At 63.3% G+C, this 17,043-nt stretch carries 14 protein-coding genes; 7 read left to right on the top strand and 7 right to left on the bottom strand.

Going from position 1 to position 17,043, the window contains the following annotated elements; genetic code table 11:
• Positions 1-73 precede the first annotated feature (73 nt).
• From HOLFODRAFT_RS0201150 to HOLFODRAFT_RS0201140, 3 genes are all read left to right on the top strand, one after another.
• The gene (locus HOLFODRAFT_RS0201150; protein WP_005037272.1) at positions 74-1,768 is read left to right on the top strand and encodes a hypothetical protein; all 1,695 of its coding nucleotides are present in this window, start codon (positions 74-76) and stop codon (positions 1,766-1,768) included.
• A 69-nt stretch (positions 1,769-1,837) separates the two neighbouring features.
• Complete coding sequence (locus HOLFODRAFT_RS22395; protein ID WP_052572389.1) at positions 1,838-4,642, top strand: toll/interleukin-1 receptor domain-containing protein; 2,805 nt, start codon at positions 1,838-1,840, stop codon at positions 4,640-4,642.
• Positions 4,643-4,654: 12 nt separating this feature from the next.
• The gene (locus HOLFODRAFT_RS0201140; RefSeq protein ID WP_005037276.1) at positions 4,655-4,975 is read left to right on the top strand and encodes a peptidoglycan-binding domain-containing protein; all 321 of its coding nucleotides are present in this window, start codon (positions 4,655-4,657) and stop codon (positions 4,973-4,975) included.
• 398 nt (positions 4,976-5,373) lie between these two features.
• On the opposite strand, the gene HOLFODRAFT_RS22390 is transcribed toward HOLFODRAFT_RS0201140, so the two are convergent.
• From HOLFODRAFT_RS22390 to queG, 3 genes are all read right to left on the bottom strand, one after another.
• The gene (locus HOLFODRAFT_RS22390) at positions 5,374-6,741 is read right to left on the bottom strand and encodes a protein kinase domain-containing protein (RefSeq protein ID WP_005037278.1); all 1,368 of its coding nucleotides are present in this window, start codon (positions 6,739-6,741) and stop codon (positions 5,374-5,376) included.
• Positions 6,742-6,746: 5 nt separating this feature from the next.
• The gene (gene speA / locus HOLFODRAFT_RS0201130; protein WP_005037280.1) at positions 6,747-8,645 is read right to left on the bottom strand and encodes a biosynthetic arginine decarboxylase; all 1,899 of its coding nucleotides are present in this window, start codon (positions 8,643-8,645) and stop codon (positions 6,747-6,749) included.
• Between the two features lie 85 nt (positions 8,646-8,730).
• A complete protein-coding gene (gene queG, locus HOLFODRAFT_RS18680) occupies positions 8,731-9,660 on the bottom strand; it encodes a tRNA epoxyqueuosine(34) reductase QueG (protein WP_005037282.1) in 930 nt (309 codons plus the stop codon).
• A 47-nt stretch (positions 9,661-9,707) separates the two neighbouring features.
• Between queG and HOLFODRAFT_RS0201120 the strand changes: the two genes are divergently transcribed.
• The 3 genes from HOLFODRAFT_RS0201120 to HOLFODRAFT_RS0201110 are packed head-to-tail and all read left to right on the top strand — an operon-like array spanning position 9,708 to position 12,730.
• A complete protein-coding gene (locus tag HOLFODRAFT_RS0201120; protein ID WP_005037283.1) occupies positions 9,708-10,457 on the top strand; it encodes an electron transfer flavoprotein subunit beta/FixA family protein in 750 nt (249 codons plus the stop codon).
• Positions 10,458-10,470: 13 nt separating this feature from the next.
• Positions 10,471-11,430 (top strand): electron transfer flavoprotein subunit alpha/FixB family protein, encoded by a 960-nt coding sequence (locus HOLFODRAFT_RS0201115; RefSeq protein ID WP_005037286.1) that lies wholly within the window; start codon positions 10,471-10,473, stop codon positions 11,428-11,430.
• A gap of 7 nt (positions 11,431-11,437) precedes the next feature.
• The gene (locus tag HOLFODRAFT_RS0201110) at positions 11,438-12,730 is read left to right on the top strand and encodes a hypothetical protein (RefSeq protein ID WP_026938924.1); all 1,293 of its coding nucleotides are present in this window, start codon (positions 11,438-11,440) and stop codon (positions 12,728-12,730) included.
• Between the two features lie 50 nt (positions 12,731-12,780).
• Here the strand turns inward: HOLFODRAFT_RS0201110 and HOLFODRAFT_RS0201105 are convergent, their stop codons facing one another.
• Complete coding sequence (locus tag HOLFODRAFT_RS0201105; RefSeq protein ID WP_005037290.1) at positions 12,781-13,659, bottom strand: LysR family transcriptional regulator; 879 nt, start codon at positions 13,657-13,659, stop codon at positions 12,781-12,783.
• Positions 13,660-14,076: 417 nt separating this feature from the next.
• Positions 14,077-14,370 carry a hypothetical protein gene (locus tag HOLFODRAFT_RS18675; protein ID WP_005037292.1) on the bottom strand — a complete coding sequence of 98 codons (294 nt, stop codon included), beginning with the start codon at positions 14,368-14,370 and terminating at the stop codon, positions 14,077-14,079.
• A 72-nt stretch (positions 14,371-14,442) separates the two neighbouring features.
• On the opposite strand from HOLFODRAFT_RS18675, the gene HOLFODRAFT_RS0201095 reads away from it, so the two are divergent.
• On the top strand, positions 14,443-15,660 hold the full coding sequence (locus HOLFODRAFT_RS0201095) for a 6-phosphofructokinase (RefSeq protein ID WP_005037293.1): 1,218 nt from the start codon (positions 14,443-14,445) through the stop codon (positions 15,658-15,660).
• Between the two features lie 40 nt (positions 15,661-15,700).
• On the opposite strand, the gene HOLFODRAFT_RS0201090 is transcribed toward HOLFODRAFT_RS0201095, so the two are convergent.
• Both HOLFODRAFT_RS0201090 and HOLFODRAFT_RS0201085 read right to left on the bottom strand, forming a co-directional pair.
• A complete protein-coding gene (locus HOLFODRAFT_RS0201090; RefSeq protein WP_005037295.1) occupies positions 15,701-16,627 on the bottom strand; it encodes a hypothetical protein in 927 nt (308 codons plus the stop codon).
• Between the two features lie 197 nt (positions 16,628-16,824).
• Positions 16,825-17,043 (bottom strand): hypothetical protein, encoded by a 219-nt coding sequence (locus tag HOLFODRAFT_RS0201085; protein ID WP_005037298.1) that lies wholly within the window; start codon positions 17,041-17,043, stop codon positions 16,825-16,827.

Raw genomic sequence — 17,043 nt, 5'->3', positions numbered from 1 at the left:
TTCAGTGTGCCCAGGCTTTGCTTCGCGCAGCTTTCATCCGATCAAAGCAGATGGGCCCGGAACAGGAGCTGCCTTGAACCTCCTCAAAGTCCGATCACCGGAAGACGGATGCTCGACCGATAGGCCCTTGTTTGCAGTGGCTCTGTATGCGCTCTTCCTTTGCGTGGTGCCACTCCTGGCTCATGGGCATTTCTCAGGGCTTGGCTTCAATCCCACCGACGATGGCTTCTACCTGGCCTTCAGTCGGCGCCTTCTGGAAGGCCAGACCCCGCACCGCGACTTCATCACCGTGCGTCCAGTGGGCTCGGCGATCCTGCATCTCCCTTTCGTGCTTCTCGGCGGTGATCACGTCTTCCTGATCTCCCGGCTCTTCGTCTGGTTCCAGTTCGCATGGATCGCCCTGGCATGGACGCGCATCGCAAGCCGTCTTCTCCGAATCAAGCGCGATCCGGTGGCAGAGCTGCTGATCGCCACCATCGCCTTCGCGCTCTGCTGCCACTACTTTCCGGTAATGGTCTGGTCGACCATCGACGGTTTGTTCCTCAGCGCCACAGGCCTTCTGCTATGCCTGGGGAAATCCAGGAAGTCCCGGGCCCTGGGCTATTTCCTGATCGGAGCAGCCTATGTCTGCAAGCAGAACTTTGCCGTTCTCGCCCCCATGGCCATCGTTCTCCTGGGACACCGCAGGAGCCTTCTCGCATGGGTATCGGTCGCATCACCGGGCCTGGGCTATGTGGCGGCCATGGCAATCATGGGGGCACTGCCGGACATGTGCCTGCAACTCGCTTCGCGGGCCGATTTTGTCACCCCGGGCTTCCTGAGATTCATCTGGGAATATGCGACCGCGTGGGGAATGCTTTCGGGATTTGTGGCCGGGCGCCTTCTGTGGACTCGCGCGACATCCGAAAGCGGACAGGATGGCGCGCGGACCCGCATAGCCATCCCCACCGGCCTTCTTGCCATCACGGCAGCGGTGCTTGCAGCGAGCTTCTCCATGGGCCAGGGACGATTCCTCTATGCGCCGTCTTTCGGACTCTTCGGCATGGCCCTGGGCGCCACCCTCCAGTTTGGAGTGGAAGGAGACGGCTCATCCGAGGCGGCCCCCCTGGGACTTCTGATCGTCGTATCCGCCTGGTGTGCGGCCCTGTCCATCGGCTACAACACACCAGCCCTGGCCACAGGACTTTGTGTCATCTATTTGCTGTCGCTTGCCCGGATCACGGTGGAATCGGTTATCTGTCGCGCCATTGCGGTCCGCTCCTCGGCCATCCTCGCGATCATGACGGGGTTGGTCATGGCCAACTTCATCTCGGCACGGAAGGAGTATGTCTATCTGGACCGACCTGCGAAGGAACTGAGCTTCCCACTGGATGACGTTCTTCCTGGCGGGAAGGGACTACGAACGAACAAGAACACATACGCCTTCCTGGCCGATCTCAACAAGGCCATCGTCAAGGTGTCCGATCCTCGCTACGCCATCCTCCCCGATCTTGCTGCCTACTGGGTCAAGTCCAATCAAGTCAACCCGCTGCCCATGGATTGGGACCAATGGGTCGACCTCGGAAACCCTGAACTCCTGGCCCGGGTCACGGATTCACTGGCAACCCAGCGCGGCTCGCTGACCGTCATCGTCCAGAAAGTGCAGGCTGCCAACCTTGCCAAAGGCTTCACGGCGCTGCCGGAAAGCGACCGGTACGCTGTCGCGGCCTATGTCCGGAGGCATTTTACGCAAGTAGGCGAGACTGAGTTCTTTACACTGTACCGATAGGAGTGCGGAATCTGGCCGTGATGACACAATCGGTGTCACCTCAATGGACACCCCAAGGGGATGGCAGCCGTGTCGAATGACTACAAATACTGGGCTTTCATCAGCTACAGCCACCAGGACAAGCCCTGGGGCGATTGGCTGCACAAGGCGCTGGAGACGTATCGCGTTCCGCGGCGTCTAGTGGGACGTCCCTCGCGGGACGGCAGTGTTCCGAGACGTCTTTTCCCGGTCTTCCGGGACCGCGAAGAACTCCCCACCTCGGCCGATCTCGGATCTAACATCAGCGAAGCCCTGGCTCAATCGCGCTACATGATCGTCATCTGCTCACCCAGATCGGCGGTATCGCACTGGGTGAATGAAGAAGTCACGGCATTCAAGGCGCTGGGGCGCGGAGACCGCATCCTCTGCCTGATCGTGGACGGCGAGCCGAATGCTTCGGACAGACCCACCTCAGGCTTGCTGGAGTGCTTTCCCGAGTCAGTGCGCTACCGGGTCGGCGACCATGGGGACCTCACCCAGGAGCGCGCAGAACCCATTGCGGCGGATGTGCGTCCGGGCAAGGATGGGAAGGCGAATGCCAAGCTGAAGCTCCTGGCGGGCATTCTTGGAATCAATTACGACGATCTCCGCCAGCGCGAGAAACGTCGCCAGTTCTGGCAACGCACCGGTGCCGTGGCGGTCGGCCTCGCACTCGCCACCCTGATCGGCAGCGTCTGGTACCACGGCCACCTGGAAGCCGAAAAGATCGAACGCGCCCACAATCTCCGCCTGGCGCAACTCATGGTGCAGAAGGCCAAGGATGCCGTCGGGCGGCGCGACGAGGCGGCGGCCATCTTCTACGGTGCCCACGCCATCAAACACAGCCTGCTTGCCCATGTGAATCCCCTTGAAGATGACTTGCTGGCCTCCTTGTCCCTCGACGCCCTGCCGGGCGGAACTCTGGCCAACGAGCACTTCACCAGCGGTCTTTCGGCGTCTCTGGACGGGAGATGGCTTGCCTGGGGACGGGACGATGGCCGTATCACCCTTTGGGATGTGGCGGGCCAAAAGGCACGGACCTATCTCTCCGGCCACACGGGAAGCGTCTGTGCCACGAGCTTCGACCCGAGCGGAGCCGTGCTGGCCTCCGCTGGAAAGGATGGGAGCGTCCGTCTGTGGAGCGTCGCGACAGGATCGCTGCGCACGGTCCTCCACCAAGGTGCCCTCCCCATGCGAACCGTTGCCTTCAGCCACAGCGGCAGGCTGGTGGCCGCCGCAGGGGACGATCCATCCATACGGATCTGGGACACGGCGTCGCAGACATCCATCCGGGTTCTCAGCGGCCATTCAGACCGGGTATCCGCCATCGCTTTTGCTCCCGACGAGAAAGGCCTGGTTTCCGCGGCTCAGGACCGCTCCCTGCGGCTCTGGGATCTGGCCAAGGGCCGTGAGGCGAGGGCGCCCTTCAAGTATGCCGAGCCTCCCCGATCCATCGCATTCAACAAGGACGGAAGCCAGCTTGCTGTAGGTTTATGGGACTGTACCGTGCGCCTCTGGGATGTGGCGACCTGGCACGAACTCGCCACCCTATCCGGTCACAGCAAATCGGTGGAGTCCGTCCGCTTCAGCCCCGATGGCCAGATTCTCGCCTCGGGGAGCCTGGACAACACCGTCGGCCTCTGGGAGATCAGCTCAAGGTACAAGATCACGACCCTGAGCGGCCAGACGAAGGCGATAGCCTCGCTGGCCTTCTTCGGAGACGGCCACTCCCTGGCATCGGGCAGTGAGGACGGCTCCATCCGATTCTGGCGGGTCACGAAGCAGCGCTACCTGGCGTCGCTGATCGGGCATGCCGGTCCCATACGCGCCGTTGCCTTCAGCAGGGATGGTGGCGTCCTCGCCACTGCCGGAGATGACTCAAAGATCCGCATTTGGGATGTGGGCAACCAGCGTCCGATCGCTGAACTTTCGGGTCACACTGACTCCGTGCGCACCCTGGCCTTCAGCCCAGACGGCAAGCTGCTGGCATCGGGCAGCCGGGACCACCGCATCAAGCTCTGGGACTGGGCCCACAGGCGGGAAAGCCGCTTCATCGCGGATCACGGCGAATGGATTACCAGCATCGCCTTCTCGCCGGATGGCCGTGTCATCGCATCCGCAGGTTGGGACAACAAGGTGAAGCTCTGGGCGATGCCGGACCTTCGGCCGCTCGGCACCCTGGGCGGCCATGAAAAGCCCGTGGGCGGCCTGGCCTTCTCTCCCGATGGCAAGCTCCTCGCCTCGGCGAGCGACGACGCGACGCTCCGGCTATGGAATCCCACCGATAAGCGCGAGCTCACTGTTCTGAAAGGGCACAGGGATCTGGTTCGTCCGATCGTGTTCAGTCCGGATGGCTCATTCCTCGCTTCGGGCAGCGGCGACTCAAGAATCAAGCTGTGGGATGTCAACCAAAGGCGCGAGATCGCAACGCTTCCGGGGCATCATTCATTGATGGTCTGGGCGCTCGCCATCGACCCCAAGGGGAGCCTGCTCGCGTCAGGATCGCAAAGCAGTGATCGCCAGACAATCCGTCTCTGGAACCTCCCGCAGCGGCAGCTCATCGCCCGCCTGACTGGACACAACGGCTTTGCGCTGGCTCTCGCATTCAGTCCAGATGGCCAACTGCTTGCCTCGGGCGGATCGGACGGGACCCTCCGCTTCTGGAGGGTTGCCGACTTCTCTCAAGGACGCCCCCAGGATTCCTCCGAAGACACGCCATCCCTCCTGCAGCCATTCCTGTCATCCCCCCCGTATCAGCTTGGCAACGCATCGGCAATGGTCCAGAAGGTCAGTCAAATCACCGGACTGGAGCTGATCGGCACGGACGCCGTACCCAAGGTCGCCCCTCCGCGATAAGGGATCGAAAAGATGAATCCCACCATCCTCCGGACATTGTCAACTGCAGGCCTCACGGCGCTGGGCATCGCCCTGTTCTCGGTGCAGCCCCGGGACCGCTATGGAAGTGATGGCCCCGGCTCGACCAGCCTCAAGGCGCTGGATGGATCCGCCCGCCAGGATCTGGCGATCGCGATCCAGATAGAACTCAAGCTGCTGGGATTCTATCCCGGCCCCATCGACGGGAATATCGGCGCACAGACCCGCACCGCCATCTGCGCCTATCGGCAGTGGTCCGGCGAATCCGACGACAGCGCCGAGGCGCTGCTGCTCGCGCTCCGGCGCAGGCCGTAGATAAACGCAGGGTAATCATTCATAGGCATTCGCAAACAAAGGAAAAAACCCCACCACCAAGCCTCCAAGGGCACCAAGTCCCACCAAGATGGCAAGCGAGTGGCAATACGGAAGCATTTATGATTAAAAATATTTAATAGATATAATACTACTGACCTATTTCCATGGCAGTTCATTGCCCTTCTGCTTTTATCCTGCCCATCCTGCACATCCTGTTGAAAAGCTTTGAACAGGATTGGCAGGATGAAAAATAAAAAACCCATATACCAGGTAACAAAGGCTGGCAAGCTCACGGTTTGACGCCGCATCCCAGTGTGCAGACAGAAACACCCAGTGAAGGCTCGGATGAGAAGAGTAATGGCCGGGCATGAAGAAAACTCGCCAAGGGGGCGCGCGGCTCATCCCCTCCGGTTGCGGAGTTGTTCTAGGCTGCGGGTCGCCTGATCGGCGTCGATCCCGGCCTGCTGATCCCCGGGAAGGCCCTGGCCGGAGAAATCGCACTGCGTCGGGCCAGGGAATCGGGCTTCCAGGTCCACCAGGAGAGGCATCAGCACCTCCCGCAGTTCCTCGGCCCGGGAATAGCGCCGCCCGGGATCCTTCGACAGGCACCGATCGAGGATTGGAATCAGTTCCTCCGGCAGATCAGGTCGCCACCGCCTCGGGTCCTGCGGCGCCTGATCACAATGGGCTTCGAAAAAGGAGCGGATCGTGGGCGTTTCGGGCACCTCATAGGGCCAATTACCCGTGAGCAGTTCGAACAAGATCAGACCCACCGCGTAGAGGTCGCTCGCGGTGCCCAGCGGCCCGCCCCGGATCTGCTCGGGGCTCATGTACCTTGGCGTTCCAGCGAAGGGTGCGAAGGTCGCCGTCCAGTCATCGGCCACCTGCTTGTTCCACTCCTTCCAGAGGATCCCCAGCCCGAAGTCCAGGATCTTCACATCCTTCACCTGCACCGCCCGGTACCTCGGGAGGGGATTGAAGATCCGGATGTTCCGGGGTTTGAGGTCCCGGTGGAGAACCTCATACCGCTGGGCATGCTCCAGACCCGCGAGGATGCCCTGCATGATGGCCCGGAGGTCCGACCAGCTGATGAATCCCCGCGCGTGCTGAAGAAAGCAGTCGAGGTCATAACCCGGGAGGTACTCGATCACCAGGACAAAACCGCCGGTAACTTCGAGCACATCATAGAGAACCGGCAGGTTCGGATGGTGATACATCCTCGCCATCACTTGGGCTTCAGACCGCAGCGAGTCCAATTGGAAATGTTCCCCGGAAACCAGGATGGTCTTGATGGCAACTTCCCGCTGGGTGATCCCCGTATCCCGGGCATGCCAGACTTCCCCCAGGCCACCGGCGCCGAGAAGGCCCAGGAGCTGGTACTTCCCGATGAAATCCCCCACCCGGTTCTGCACTTTCGGACCCGAAGGAGCCGGGGCCTGGACCAGCTGGGTGGTGGCATCGGGAGAGGCGGCGCCGGGCTCAGGGGGAAGGATCCGGAAACCCATGGCCAGAATGGCCTTCAGGGTCTGCTCAGCCGTCAGGCGGTCGTAACCCTTCTCGCTCTCCGGCAGATCCGAGTAAGGGACAAGGCAGGGATGCTGCCGGAGTCCGTCATTCCGCTGGGCACCCCAGACCCAGCCCTCCTGGATTCTCGCAAGAGCCCAATTCTCATGGACATTCCTTGCGATCTGGTCCAGAAGGCCCTGGAGTCCCGGAGGCAGTTCGACCTGTTCTGTCGGAAGGGGGGAGGGATGGTAAGGGTTCACGTGGCCTAATTCATCTCCAGATACGTGTGCAGCTTGCGCTGTTCCGTCAGGGCGGTCTTGAGGGCTTCGTTGGCATCGCTGTTGGCGCTGATCTTGCGGCGGCGGGTGGGGCCTTCCACCAGCTCGTCGGGATCGTAGTGGACGCTTTTCAGGACATCGTCCGTGGTCTGGGCGGGCACGATCTGCTGGATGCGGAAGTCCTCGTCCTCGTTGACGATGACGTGGGCCTCGTTGACGCTGCCGAAGAGGTTGTGCCGCATGGCCAGGGTGTCCTGATAGGCCCCCACGAGGAAGAAGGCCAGGTAGTAAGGCTCCCCGCTCTTGGGCTCGTGGAGGGGGATCTCGTCCCGCACGTCCTTGAGGTCGATGAACTTCTCCACCTTGCCGTCGCTGTCGCAGGTGATGTCGCAGAGGGTGGCCGACAGGGTGGGCTTCTCCTTGAGGCGGTGGATGGGCATGACCGGGAAGAGCTGGTCGATGGCCCAGTGGTCCGGCATGGACTGGAAGAGGCTGAAGTTGGCGATGAGCTTGTCCGCCAGACTCTTGTTGAGATCCTGGAATTCCTCGGGGATGTATTTCAGGCTCTTGTAGCTCAGGATGCGGCTCAGCTTGCGGCAGACCTCCCAGAAGAGGATCTCACCCTTGGCCCGGTCATCCAGCCCCAGGTAGCCCAGGTTGAAGAGGGTGATGAGCTCGTCCTTCTGGGTGATGGCGTCGTGGTACATCTCGGCGAAGTTCTTCACGGAGATGTTGTCCCGGGTGTAGGCCAGCTCCTTGAGGATCTGGGGCTCCTGGCCTGACAGTTCGACCCGGTACTTGGTGTGGGTCGTATCGATGAGGCCGATGACATCCACCACCAGAACCTGGTGGTAGGCCACGATGGCCCGGCCGGACTCGCTCAGGAGGTTGGGCACGGGCACCTGCTCCTGGGTGCAGATGTCCTTGGTGGTGTAGACCACGTCCGCCGCATATTCCTCCATGGTGTAGTTCATGGAGCTGTGGAAGGTGGTGCGGCTGCCGTCGTAGTCCACCCCCAGACCGCCGCCGACGTTGAGGTACTTGAGGGGCACGCCGCGCTTCACCAGCTTGGCGTAGACCCGGGTGGCCTCCTTGATGGCGGCCTTGATCTTGCGGATATCGGTGATCTGACTGCCGATGTGGTAGTGCAGCTCCTGGACCGAATCCAGCAGGCCCCGGCGTTCCAGGGTGTCCACCGTATCCAGGATCTCCTGGGTGTTGAGGCCGAACTTGGCGTGATCTCCGGCGCTGGACTCCCACTTGCCGCTCCCCATGGCATTGAGCTTCATCCGCAGACCCAGGAGGGGCTCCACCTTCAGCTCCTTGGCCACCTTGAGGATGAGGGGCAGCTCCGTCATCTTCTCTACGGTGATGAGGACGTTGCGGCCAGCCTTCAGGGCCAGGAGCGCAATTCTAATGAATGACTCATCCTTATAGCCATTACAGGTCACCAGGGCCTCGGCATGGAGGTTCATGGACAGGGCGATCATCAGTTCAGCCTTGGAGCCGGCCTCCAGTCCATAGCGGTACTTGTAGCCCGCCTTGACGATGTGATCGACAACTTCCTTGATCTGGTTGGTCTTGACCGGGAAGACGCCCTGATAATCGCCTTCGTAGTCGTATTCCTTCATGGCCTTGTGGAAGGCCTCGTTGAGCTCAGTGACCCGGGTGGCGAGGATCTGCGGGAAGCGCAGGGTGACCGGGGTGCGGATGCCCTTCTTGTGAAGATGGGTGACGACCTCGTGGATATCGCAGGACAGGTTCTCGTCCCGGGTGGGATAGACCTCCAGGTGGCCTTTGCTATTGATGCCGAAGAAGCCGTACCCCCATTCCTTGACGCCATACATGGTCGCCGCATCCTGGATGGTGAAGTGCTTCATCGCCATTTTCTTTGTGCCTCCCGAAATGATTCTCGAATGCCCATTAGAGGAAAAATTTCGCTGGGAATCCAACGAAAACTTCGAAACTTTCCTAATTCCCCAGAACCCGGGCCAGCGTGGCCAGCCAGTGGCGGTGCCTGACCCGCCGCAAACCCGTTCTGCGAGTGACTTTCTTCCACTGGGAGGTGTTCCTGGGCAGATCCTCCGCGCCCAGGGTGTGGAGGGGGCTCGGGCCGCCCCAGAGCTCCGGGTCCCCCCAGAGGGGCTCCCGGTTCCAGGGGCACACCTCCTGGCAGCGATCGCAGCCCGCCACCCACTTGGCTTCCGGCATGGCCGCCAGGACCTCTGGGGGCGGTTCAGCCTCGCTCTCCAGGGTGTAGGTGGAAAGGCAGCGCCGGGGCTCCAGCAGGCAGGGGCTGAGGGCTCCGGTGGGGCAGGCATCCAGGCAGGCGGTGCAGCTCCCGCAACGGGAACCCGGGAAAGGGGTGTCGGGCTCCAGTTCCACACCCAGGAGCAGCACCCCCAGGAAGCCCCAGGAACCGCCCTTCCCGGCGATGAGGAGGGTGTGCTTGCCCTGCCAGCCAAGGCCGGCCCGGACGGCCAACTGACGCTCCAGGATGGGGGCGGTGTCCACACAGATGCGCCCATCGATGCCGGGAAGGCGCTCCTGGGCCCCCTCCAGGAGGCGCTGGAAACGGGCCTTCATCAGGGCATGGTAGTCCCCACCCCAGAGGTAGCGGCTCACCCGCAGGCTTCCCGGGGCCGCCCCCGGCACCGCGTCGGGGCGGGCGTAGGGGAAGAAGCCCACCAGGGCCGTCCGGGCGGTGGGCATGAGGCTCCGGGGATCCAGCAGGGCCCTGGGATCCAGGTAGGGCAGCAGCTCACCCCTGCCCTCCCCGAACCAGGTATCGAGGTGGCTCCGCTCCCCCTCGAAGGACTCGCAGGAGGCCAAGCCCACCTTGGCGAAGCCCAGTTCCTGCGCCCTGGCCAGCAGCCAGGCCCTCAAGTCAGCGTTCTGCATATCCATAGGCTACTATGGTGAGTCGTGCCTGTATTTCAGGAGTACCCATGAAGATCCTCGTCGCCCTGAAGCAGGTGCCCGATACCGAAACCAAGATCAAGGTCGCAGCGGACGGAAGATCCCTGGACCCCATTGACGTGAAGTGGATCACCAACCCCTATGACGAGAACGCCATGGAGGAGGCCCTGCGCATCAAGGAGGCCCAGGGCGCCGAGGTGGTGGCCGTCTCCGTGGGCGGGGAGCGGACCAGGGAGATGCTGCGCAACGCCCTGGCCCTGGGGGCCGACAGTGCCGTCCTCATCCGCGCCCTTGAGACGGGGGATCCCCTTTCGGTGGCCCGGCACCTGGCGGCCTACGCCCAGGGCAAGGGCTTTGATCTCCTTCTGCTGGGCCACATGGGCTTCGGCGGCGACAACGGGGCCGTGGGCCCCATGCTGGCGGAACTCCTGGGGCTGGCCCAGGCGACGGTCGTCACCCGGCTGGAGCTGGGCGAAGGCTGCTTCCGGGCCGAACGGGAAGCCGAGGGCGGCACCGAAGTCATCGAGGGCAGCCTGCCAGCGGTGATCACCACCCAGCGCGGCCTCAACGAGCCCCGCTACCCCACCCTCAAGGGCATCATCGGCGCCAAGAAAAAGCCCCTCGAAGAGCTGGAGGGAACGGCCACAGAGGCTGCCATCAGCATCTCTGCCATTGCCCTGCCACCGGCCCGTCCCGAAGGAAGAAAGCTGGAGGGGAATGCCGCAGCCCAGGCCGCGGCCCTCCTCCAGCTCCTTCGGGAGGAAGCGAAGGTGATTTGAAGTGAGGTCGGACATGATTCTGGTTTTTTGCGAGTTGAAGGAGGGCAAGCTCCGGAAACCCTCCGCTGAGGCCCTCAGCGAGGCTCGGCGGCTGGCGGATGCAGCGGGCGTCCGGGTGGGCGCCATCGTCGCGGGCGCGGATTGCTCCGGGGCAGAGGATGCCGCCCGGTACGGCGCAGACCTGATCCTCAAGGCCGAGGCCCCCTCCTTGGCGGCCTACAGCAGCGATGGCTTCACCACCCTCCTGGCCGAAGCGGTCCAGGCCAAGGGCGCCAGCGTCTTCCTGGCCTCCGCCACGGCCCTGGGCCGGGATATGGCCCCCCGCCTGGCCGCCCGCCTGGGGGTGGGCTATGCCGCCGATGTGACGGGCCTGGGCCTGATGGAGGGACGCCTCCGGGCCCTGCGCCCCCTCTATGCAGGAAAGGCCCTCGCCACCTGCGACTTCGCCACCCCTGTCCAGGTGGCCACCACCCGCCCCAACGTCTTCCCTGTGACCGAGTCCCCCAGAGCCCCTGCCTTGGAAGCCCTCCCTGCCCCCCTGAGCGATTTCAAGGCGGTGGTGAAGGAATTGCTGGCCAAGGCTGGCGGCAGGACGGAACTCGCGGAGGCGGAGATCATCGTCGCCGGGGGGCGCGGCATGAAGGACGGGGCGAACTTCAAGCTCCTGGAGGACCTGGCCGAGGCCCTCGGAGGCGTGGTGGGCGCCTCCCGTGCCGCCGTGGACGCAGGCTGGGGCCTCCCCCACGCCATGCAGGTGGGCCAGACCGGCAAGGTCGTGAGCCCCTCCCTCTACATCGCCTGCGGCATCAGCGGCACCGTCCAGCACGTGGCGGGCATGGGGGGCTCCAGGGTCATCGTCGCCATCAACAAGGATCCCGAAGCCCCGATCTTCAAGCTCGCCTCCTACGGCATCGTAGGGGATCTCTTCGAGGTGGTGCCCATGCTGACGGCCTGCCTGGGCGGTCGACATTAGCGCACCCGTGGGGTGCTCAGGAGACGCCAAGGGCCAGAGGCGGATCCTTCGAGCCTGGGCCCCCCTGGAGATGGCTTGGCTGCTCATGGCGGTGGAGGGCCCCTTCATCGCCGCGGTGATCGCCCGACTGGTGGACCCGACCCTCAACCTGGCAGCCTTCGGCGTGGCCTTCCCCCTCGCCATGCTCTTCGAATCCCCTATCATCCTGATCATGAGCGCCTCCACAGCCCTGGTGGCGGACCGGGACTCCTACGGCAAGCTCAAGCGCTTCACCTGGGGACTGAACGCCCTCATCACGATCGCCATGCTGCTCTTCGTGCTGCCGCCTGTCTTCACCTGGGTGACCCGGAGCCTGATGGGACTTCCGGAAGCCCTGGCGGCCTTGGCCCACGGAACCTGCGTCCTGATGCTGCCCTGGCCCGCGGCCATCGGCTACCGCCGTTTCTACCAGGGCCTTCTCATCCGCAGGGGGCTCACCCACCGGGTGGCCTACGGCACGGCCCTCCGACTGGGGAGCATGGGCGCAACGGCCCTGCTGCTGGCCACCTTCACCCACTGGCCCGGGGCCTGGGTGGGGGCCGCCGCCCTCTCCACCGGGGTGTTCCTGGAGGCAGCGGCCAGCCGCTTCTGGGCGAGGGGATGCGTGGGGGACCTGAAGCGCCGGGAACCGGAAGGCCAGCGCCTCAGCTACGCCGCCATCGCCACCTTCTACCTCCCGCTGGCCCTGACCTCCATGCTGAACCTTGGGGTCAATCCCCTGATCTCCTTCTTCCTGGGGCACTCCCACATGGCCTTGGAATCCCTGGCCGTGATGCCCGTGGTCAACTTCTTCATCTTCATGTTCAGCACCGCAGGCCTCACGCTCCAGGAAGTGGCTATCCCCGTGCTGGGAGGGGGGGCCGAGGAGCGGGCGGCCCTGCGGCGCTTCGCATGCACCACAGCCCTGGTGGTCTCTGTTCTGCTGGTAATGGTAGCCTTCACACCCCTGTCGAGGATGTGGCTCCAGGGAGTCGCGGGCCTCGCACCTGACTTGGCCACCCTTGCGGTCCTCCCCGTGGCGATTCTCGTCATCCAGCCGGCCCTGACGGTGCTGGCGAGCTACCAGCGGGCCAGCCTCGTGGTGTCCCGCACCACCCGTCCCATCACCTGGGCTTCGGTCCTGGAAGTGTGCTGCATCGCCCTGGTGCTCCTGCTCCTGACCCGCCTCTGCGGCTGGGTGGGCGCCACCGCCGCCGCCTGCGCCCTGGTGGCGGGCCGCGCCGCATCTAGCCTGTACCTGCTGCCCAAGCTGAAGGCCTAGTGTGGTGTCAGAGCCGCTTTGAATGGTTCACATTTCAACGGGACACCACACTAGACGATCCCCATCTCCCGGAGGAACAGGCCCACGGCAGGGTTGTCGCAGTTGTCCCGCCAGACCACCACGGAATTGATGGCCATCTCAGGCTCTTCGAAGTCGACACACCGGAGATTGAAGCGGGGATACAAGGCGACCCGCGCCCGACTCAAGCAGGAGATGCCCAGCCCTGACTCGATCTGGAAGAGGATGGTCTCAAGATCGGAGGTCCGACGCACGACATTGGGGATGAACCCACGCTTCGCGCAGAACCCTTCGAACCACTTGCTCATGACCGACGAGGCCTCCCGGTTGATGAGGATCATAGGCTGGTCCTTGAGATCCGTCACAGTCAGACGCTCACGCTGGGCCAGGGGATGGTCGTTGCGCATGACCACCGAGAGGACATCCGCAGCCAGGACATGCACCCGGTAGTTCGGCATTTCTGCCAGTCCAACGGAAATGGTGATACCGATGTCCACCTCTCCCCGCTCCATGGCCGTGTTCAGGGCATCGATGGGAAAACGGTTCAGGGTGACGGCAATGTTGGGATGGGCGATGTTGAACCGGTTGATGGTCTCCGGAAGAAAGGGCTCCGAAGCCAGGACCCCGATGGAGAGCTTGCCCAGGGACCCGGACTTGGTCATGCGGACCTTGTCCACCGCCTCATCCAGTTCCGCCAGGATCCGCTGCACATCCTGGTAGAAGACCTCCCCCGCCGGGGTGAGGCGCACCGAATGCTTGTCCCGGATGAAGAGCTTCACGTCGAGCTGCTTCTCCAGTTCCGCGATCTGGTAGCTGATGGCGGACTGGGTGATGAAGACCCGACTGGCAGCCTTGGTGAAGTTGAGGTGCTCGGCCACCGACATGAAACAGCGAAGCTGCCTGATTTCCATACGCTACCTCACGGCCACAAGGCAGTCGGGATCTGGGGCAGGAATCCATGCAAGCGCTTCGATGAACATCTCCCCAGTTTAGTGCCTCCCCTGAAATAGCTGAACCAAAAGGTAGGACCAGTCCAGGGATCGCGCTTTCCCCGAGGAGAAAAGCCTGTTGGCCGCGGATAAATTGGATGCACGCGGATCAGAGAAGTCCACCTGGGCACCTGGGACTGGTTCAGCAAGGGAGAGGGAGGCGGAGGCACGTATGCGTGCCATAGCCTCCCTCTCCCTTGCTGAACGCGGGCGGCTTCGCCGTCCGCCCCCGCGTTGCGGGGCAGGCCCAGGTGCCCCGCCTATAGACCATTTCTTCATCTGTGTGAAGTCGGACTATCCTGCCTTTTGCCAGCCCGATTACGGGGAGTCAGGTCCCCATCAGTCCATGGATATTTTGAAGCGACGCAGGAAGGCTCGGTCCTCATCCGACCATGAATCCTCCTCCTGGTTCTGGGGCGGTGGGAGGTCCGGTCCGGGCTCCGCAGGGGCCTCACCCACCTCCGGCTGACGCCGATGCAGGGCCACCGTGGCCTCCACCATCAGGGCCACATCGAAGCCCTCCTCCTGGATCTTCTTCGCCAGCTCACGGCTTTCCGGATCCTCAGCCATGGCGCGCATGATGGCTTGGCCCAACTGCTCGATCAGTTCGTGCAGACGCTCGGGGATTTCCATAGGGCCTCCATCTAACGGATTCAGCATAGCGGGTTATACTTCCGTGAAACCACAGGCTTACGGAGCGTGCGCATGAGCAAGCTGGAAGGGAAGGCTGTCGTGGCCCAGGGGGGTGGGCCCACCGGGGTCATCAACCAGAGTCTGGTGGGGGTGGTCCTGGAATCCCGGGAGTACAGCCAGATCACCCATGTCTACGGGGCCCGCCACGGGGTGCGGGGCATTCTGAACGAGGACTTCATCGATCTCTCCCAGACCACCACCCACAACCTGGAGCGGGTGGCGATCTCCCCTTGCTCCGCCCTGGGCTCCACCCGGGACAAGCCGGACGAGGAATACTGCGAGAAGATCTTCCGGGTGCTTCGGGCCCACGAAGTCCGGTATTTCTTCTACATCGGCGGGAACGACAGCGCCGACACCTCCCGGATCATCCGGGATTACGCGGTACGTGACGGCTACGAGCTTCGGGTGCTCCATATCCCCAAGACGATTGATAACGATCTCCTGGTGACGGACCACTGCCCGGGCTACGGCAGCGCCGCCAAGTTCGTGGTTCAGTCCTTCATGGGCCTGAACCTGGACAACCACGCCCTCCCTGGCGTCTACCTCGGGGTCGTCATGGGACGGGAGGCGGGCTGGCTGACGGCCTCCAGCGTCTTCGCCCGCCGCTTCCCCGATGACGGTCCCCACCTCATCTACCTCCCGGAGCACAACTTCGATTTCGAACAGTTCCTGACGGACGTGGACCACGTCTACCAAGCCAAGGGCCGCTGCGTGGTGGCCGTCTGCGAGGGGATCATGGACGCCTCCCGCACCCCGATCATGTCCCGGCTCCAGTCCCGGGAGGAACGGGATGCCCATGGGAACGTCCAGCTTTCCGGAAGCGGCGCTCTGGCGGATGCCCTGGCCAACGCCGTGAAGACCCGCCTCCAGATCAAGCGGGTGCGGGCTGACACCTTCGGCTACCTCCAGCGCTCCTTCCCGGGTGTGGTTTCCGAGGTGGACTCCGAGGAGGCCCGGGAAGTGGGCGAGCGGGCCGTGCAGTTCGCCGTCTGGGGCGAGAACGCGGGCTCTGTGGCCATCCGAAGGACCGGGGACTATTCCTCGGAGTACTTCCTGACCTCCCTGGAGAGCGTGGCGGGCAATACCAAGTCCATGCCCCCGGGTTTCATCCTGGGGGACAACGATGTCACCACGGCCTTCAAGGACTATGCCCGTCCCCTGATCGGCCCCCTGCCCCGCTATGACCAACTCTCGGCCCCCAAGGTCAAGAAGCTGCTGTCGCACCCGTGATCGCAGACGCCCCCGGACGGGGGCGTCTGCGATTGAAGAGCTACCCATTCTCCCGCAGCGCCGCCACGATTTCCGTGATGGCCTGCCCGGCCAGCACCAGATCCAGCTGGCAGGTTCCCACCTGTCGATGCCCGCCACCGCCGTAGTTGAGGAGCAGGGAACCGATATCGCTGCCACAGGTGCGGTTGAGGATGCTGTGCCCCACGGTGCACACGACATTCTGGCGCTCGCGGCCCCAGAGTATCCGCACGGAGACGTTCTGCTCCGGGAAAAGGGCGTATTCCACAAATCGGTTGCCGCTCAGGATCTCGTCCCGGTCCCGCAGATCCAGGATGAGCACATTGCCCTCAAGGCGGGCATGCTCCCGGAGCATGGCCTCGTAGTCCTTCTCCTGTGCGAAATAGCGATCCACACGCTCCTTCACATCCGGGTGGGCCAGGATGGCCTCGATGGACAGGGTCCGACAGAATCCGATCATCTCGCGCATGAGGGCGATATTGCTGATGCGGTAGTCCTTGAAGCGCCCCAGCCCGGTTCGGGGATCCATGACGAAGGAGAGGAGCACCCAGCCTGCGGGCCGCAGGATCTCCTCCCGGGTGAGACTGCCACTATCACTGCGGTCCACGGCATCCATCAGGCCGCTTTCGTCGAACATCCAGAAGCGGGATGCCCCTCCGAAGTGGTCATAGATCACCCGTGCGCAGCTCGGGGCACGGTAGGCCGCTCCCTCTGCGGGCAGCGCCCCGGTCTGGGCCAGACGCTCTTCCTCGCTGGAATGGTGATCGAACCACATCCCGCAGCCGGGAATGTAGGGAACATTGGCCACCACATCCTGGGTATCCGCAGAGACCTTGCCGTCCTGCACATCCTTGGGGTGGACAAAGAGGTAGTCGTCCACCACCCCGATCTCCTCCAGCAGGGTGGCGCAAGCCAGCCCGTCAAAGTCGGAACGCGTGATCAGTCGCATGACTCCCTCCCTGACCTATGCCTCGACCATGCTCAGCGTAGTCATGAGAACAGAAACAGGCTCAAAGGCAAGGAGATAACACCGTAAAAAAACGGCACACATAACTCAAAGCACTTATCCTGCACATCCTGTCGATCCTGTTCAAAAATCAGGCAAACAGGATCGCGCACGGATGTGCAGGATAAAAGATGGAATCTCTATACCCTGAAGAAGCCCTCTTCCTCCAGGAATGCCTCGGCGTCCTCCCGATCTCCGAAGCGGGCGACCACCTCCACGCCCTCCCGGACGTCACCGTCGGCGGCATCGAGCCGGTTCCGGCACTCCCGGATGATGCAGCCGCCGCCGACCTCGTCCAGCCCAAGCTGCACCAGTTCCCATTCCACGCCATGCTCGTCCCGCCAGACAGAAACCTGCAT

The sequence above is a fragment of the Holophaga foetida DSM 6591 genome (assembly GCF_000242615.2).
In the GTDB taxonomy this organism is placed as follows: Bacteria; Acidobacteriota; Holophagae; order Holophagales; family Holophagaceae; genus Holophaga; species Holophaga foetida.
Note: the sequence above shows the minus strand (reverse complement) of the source record. Positions and strands in the feature narration are given on the sequence as shown.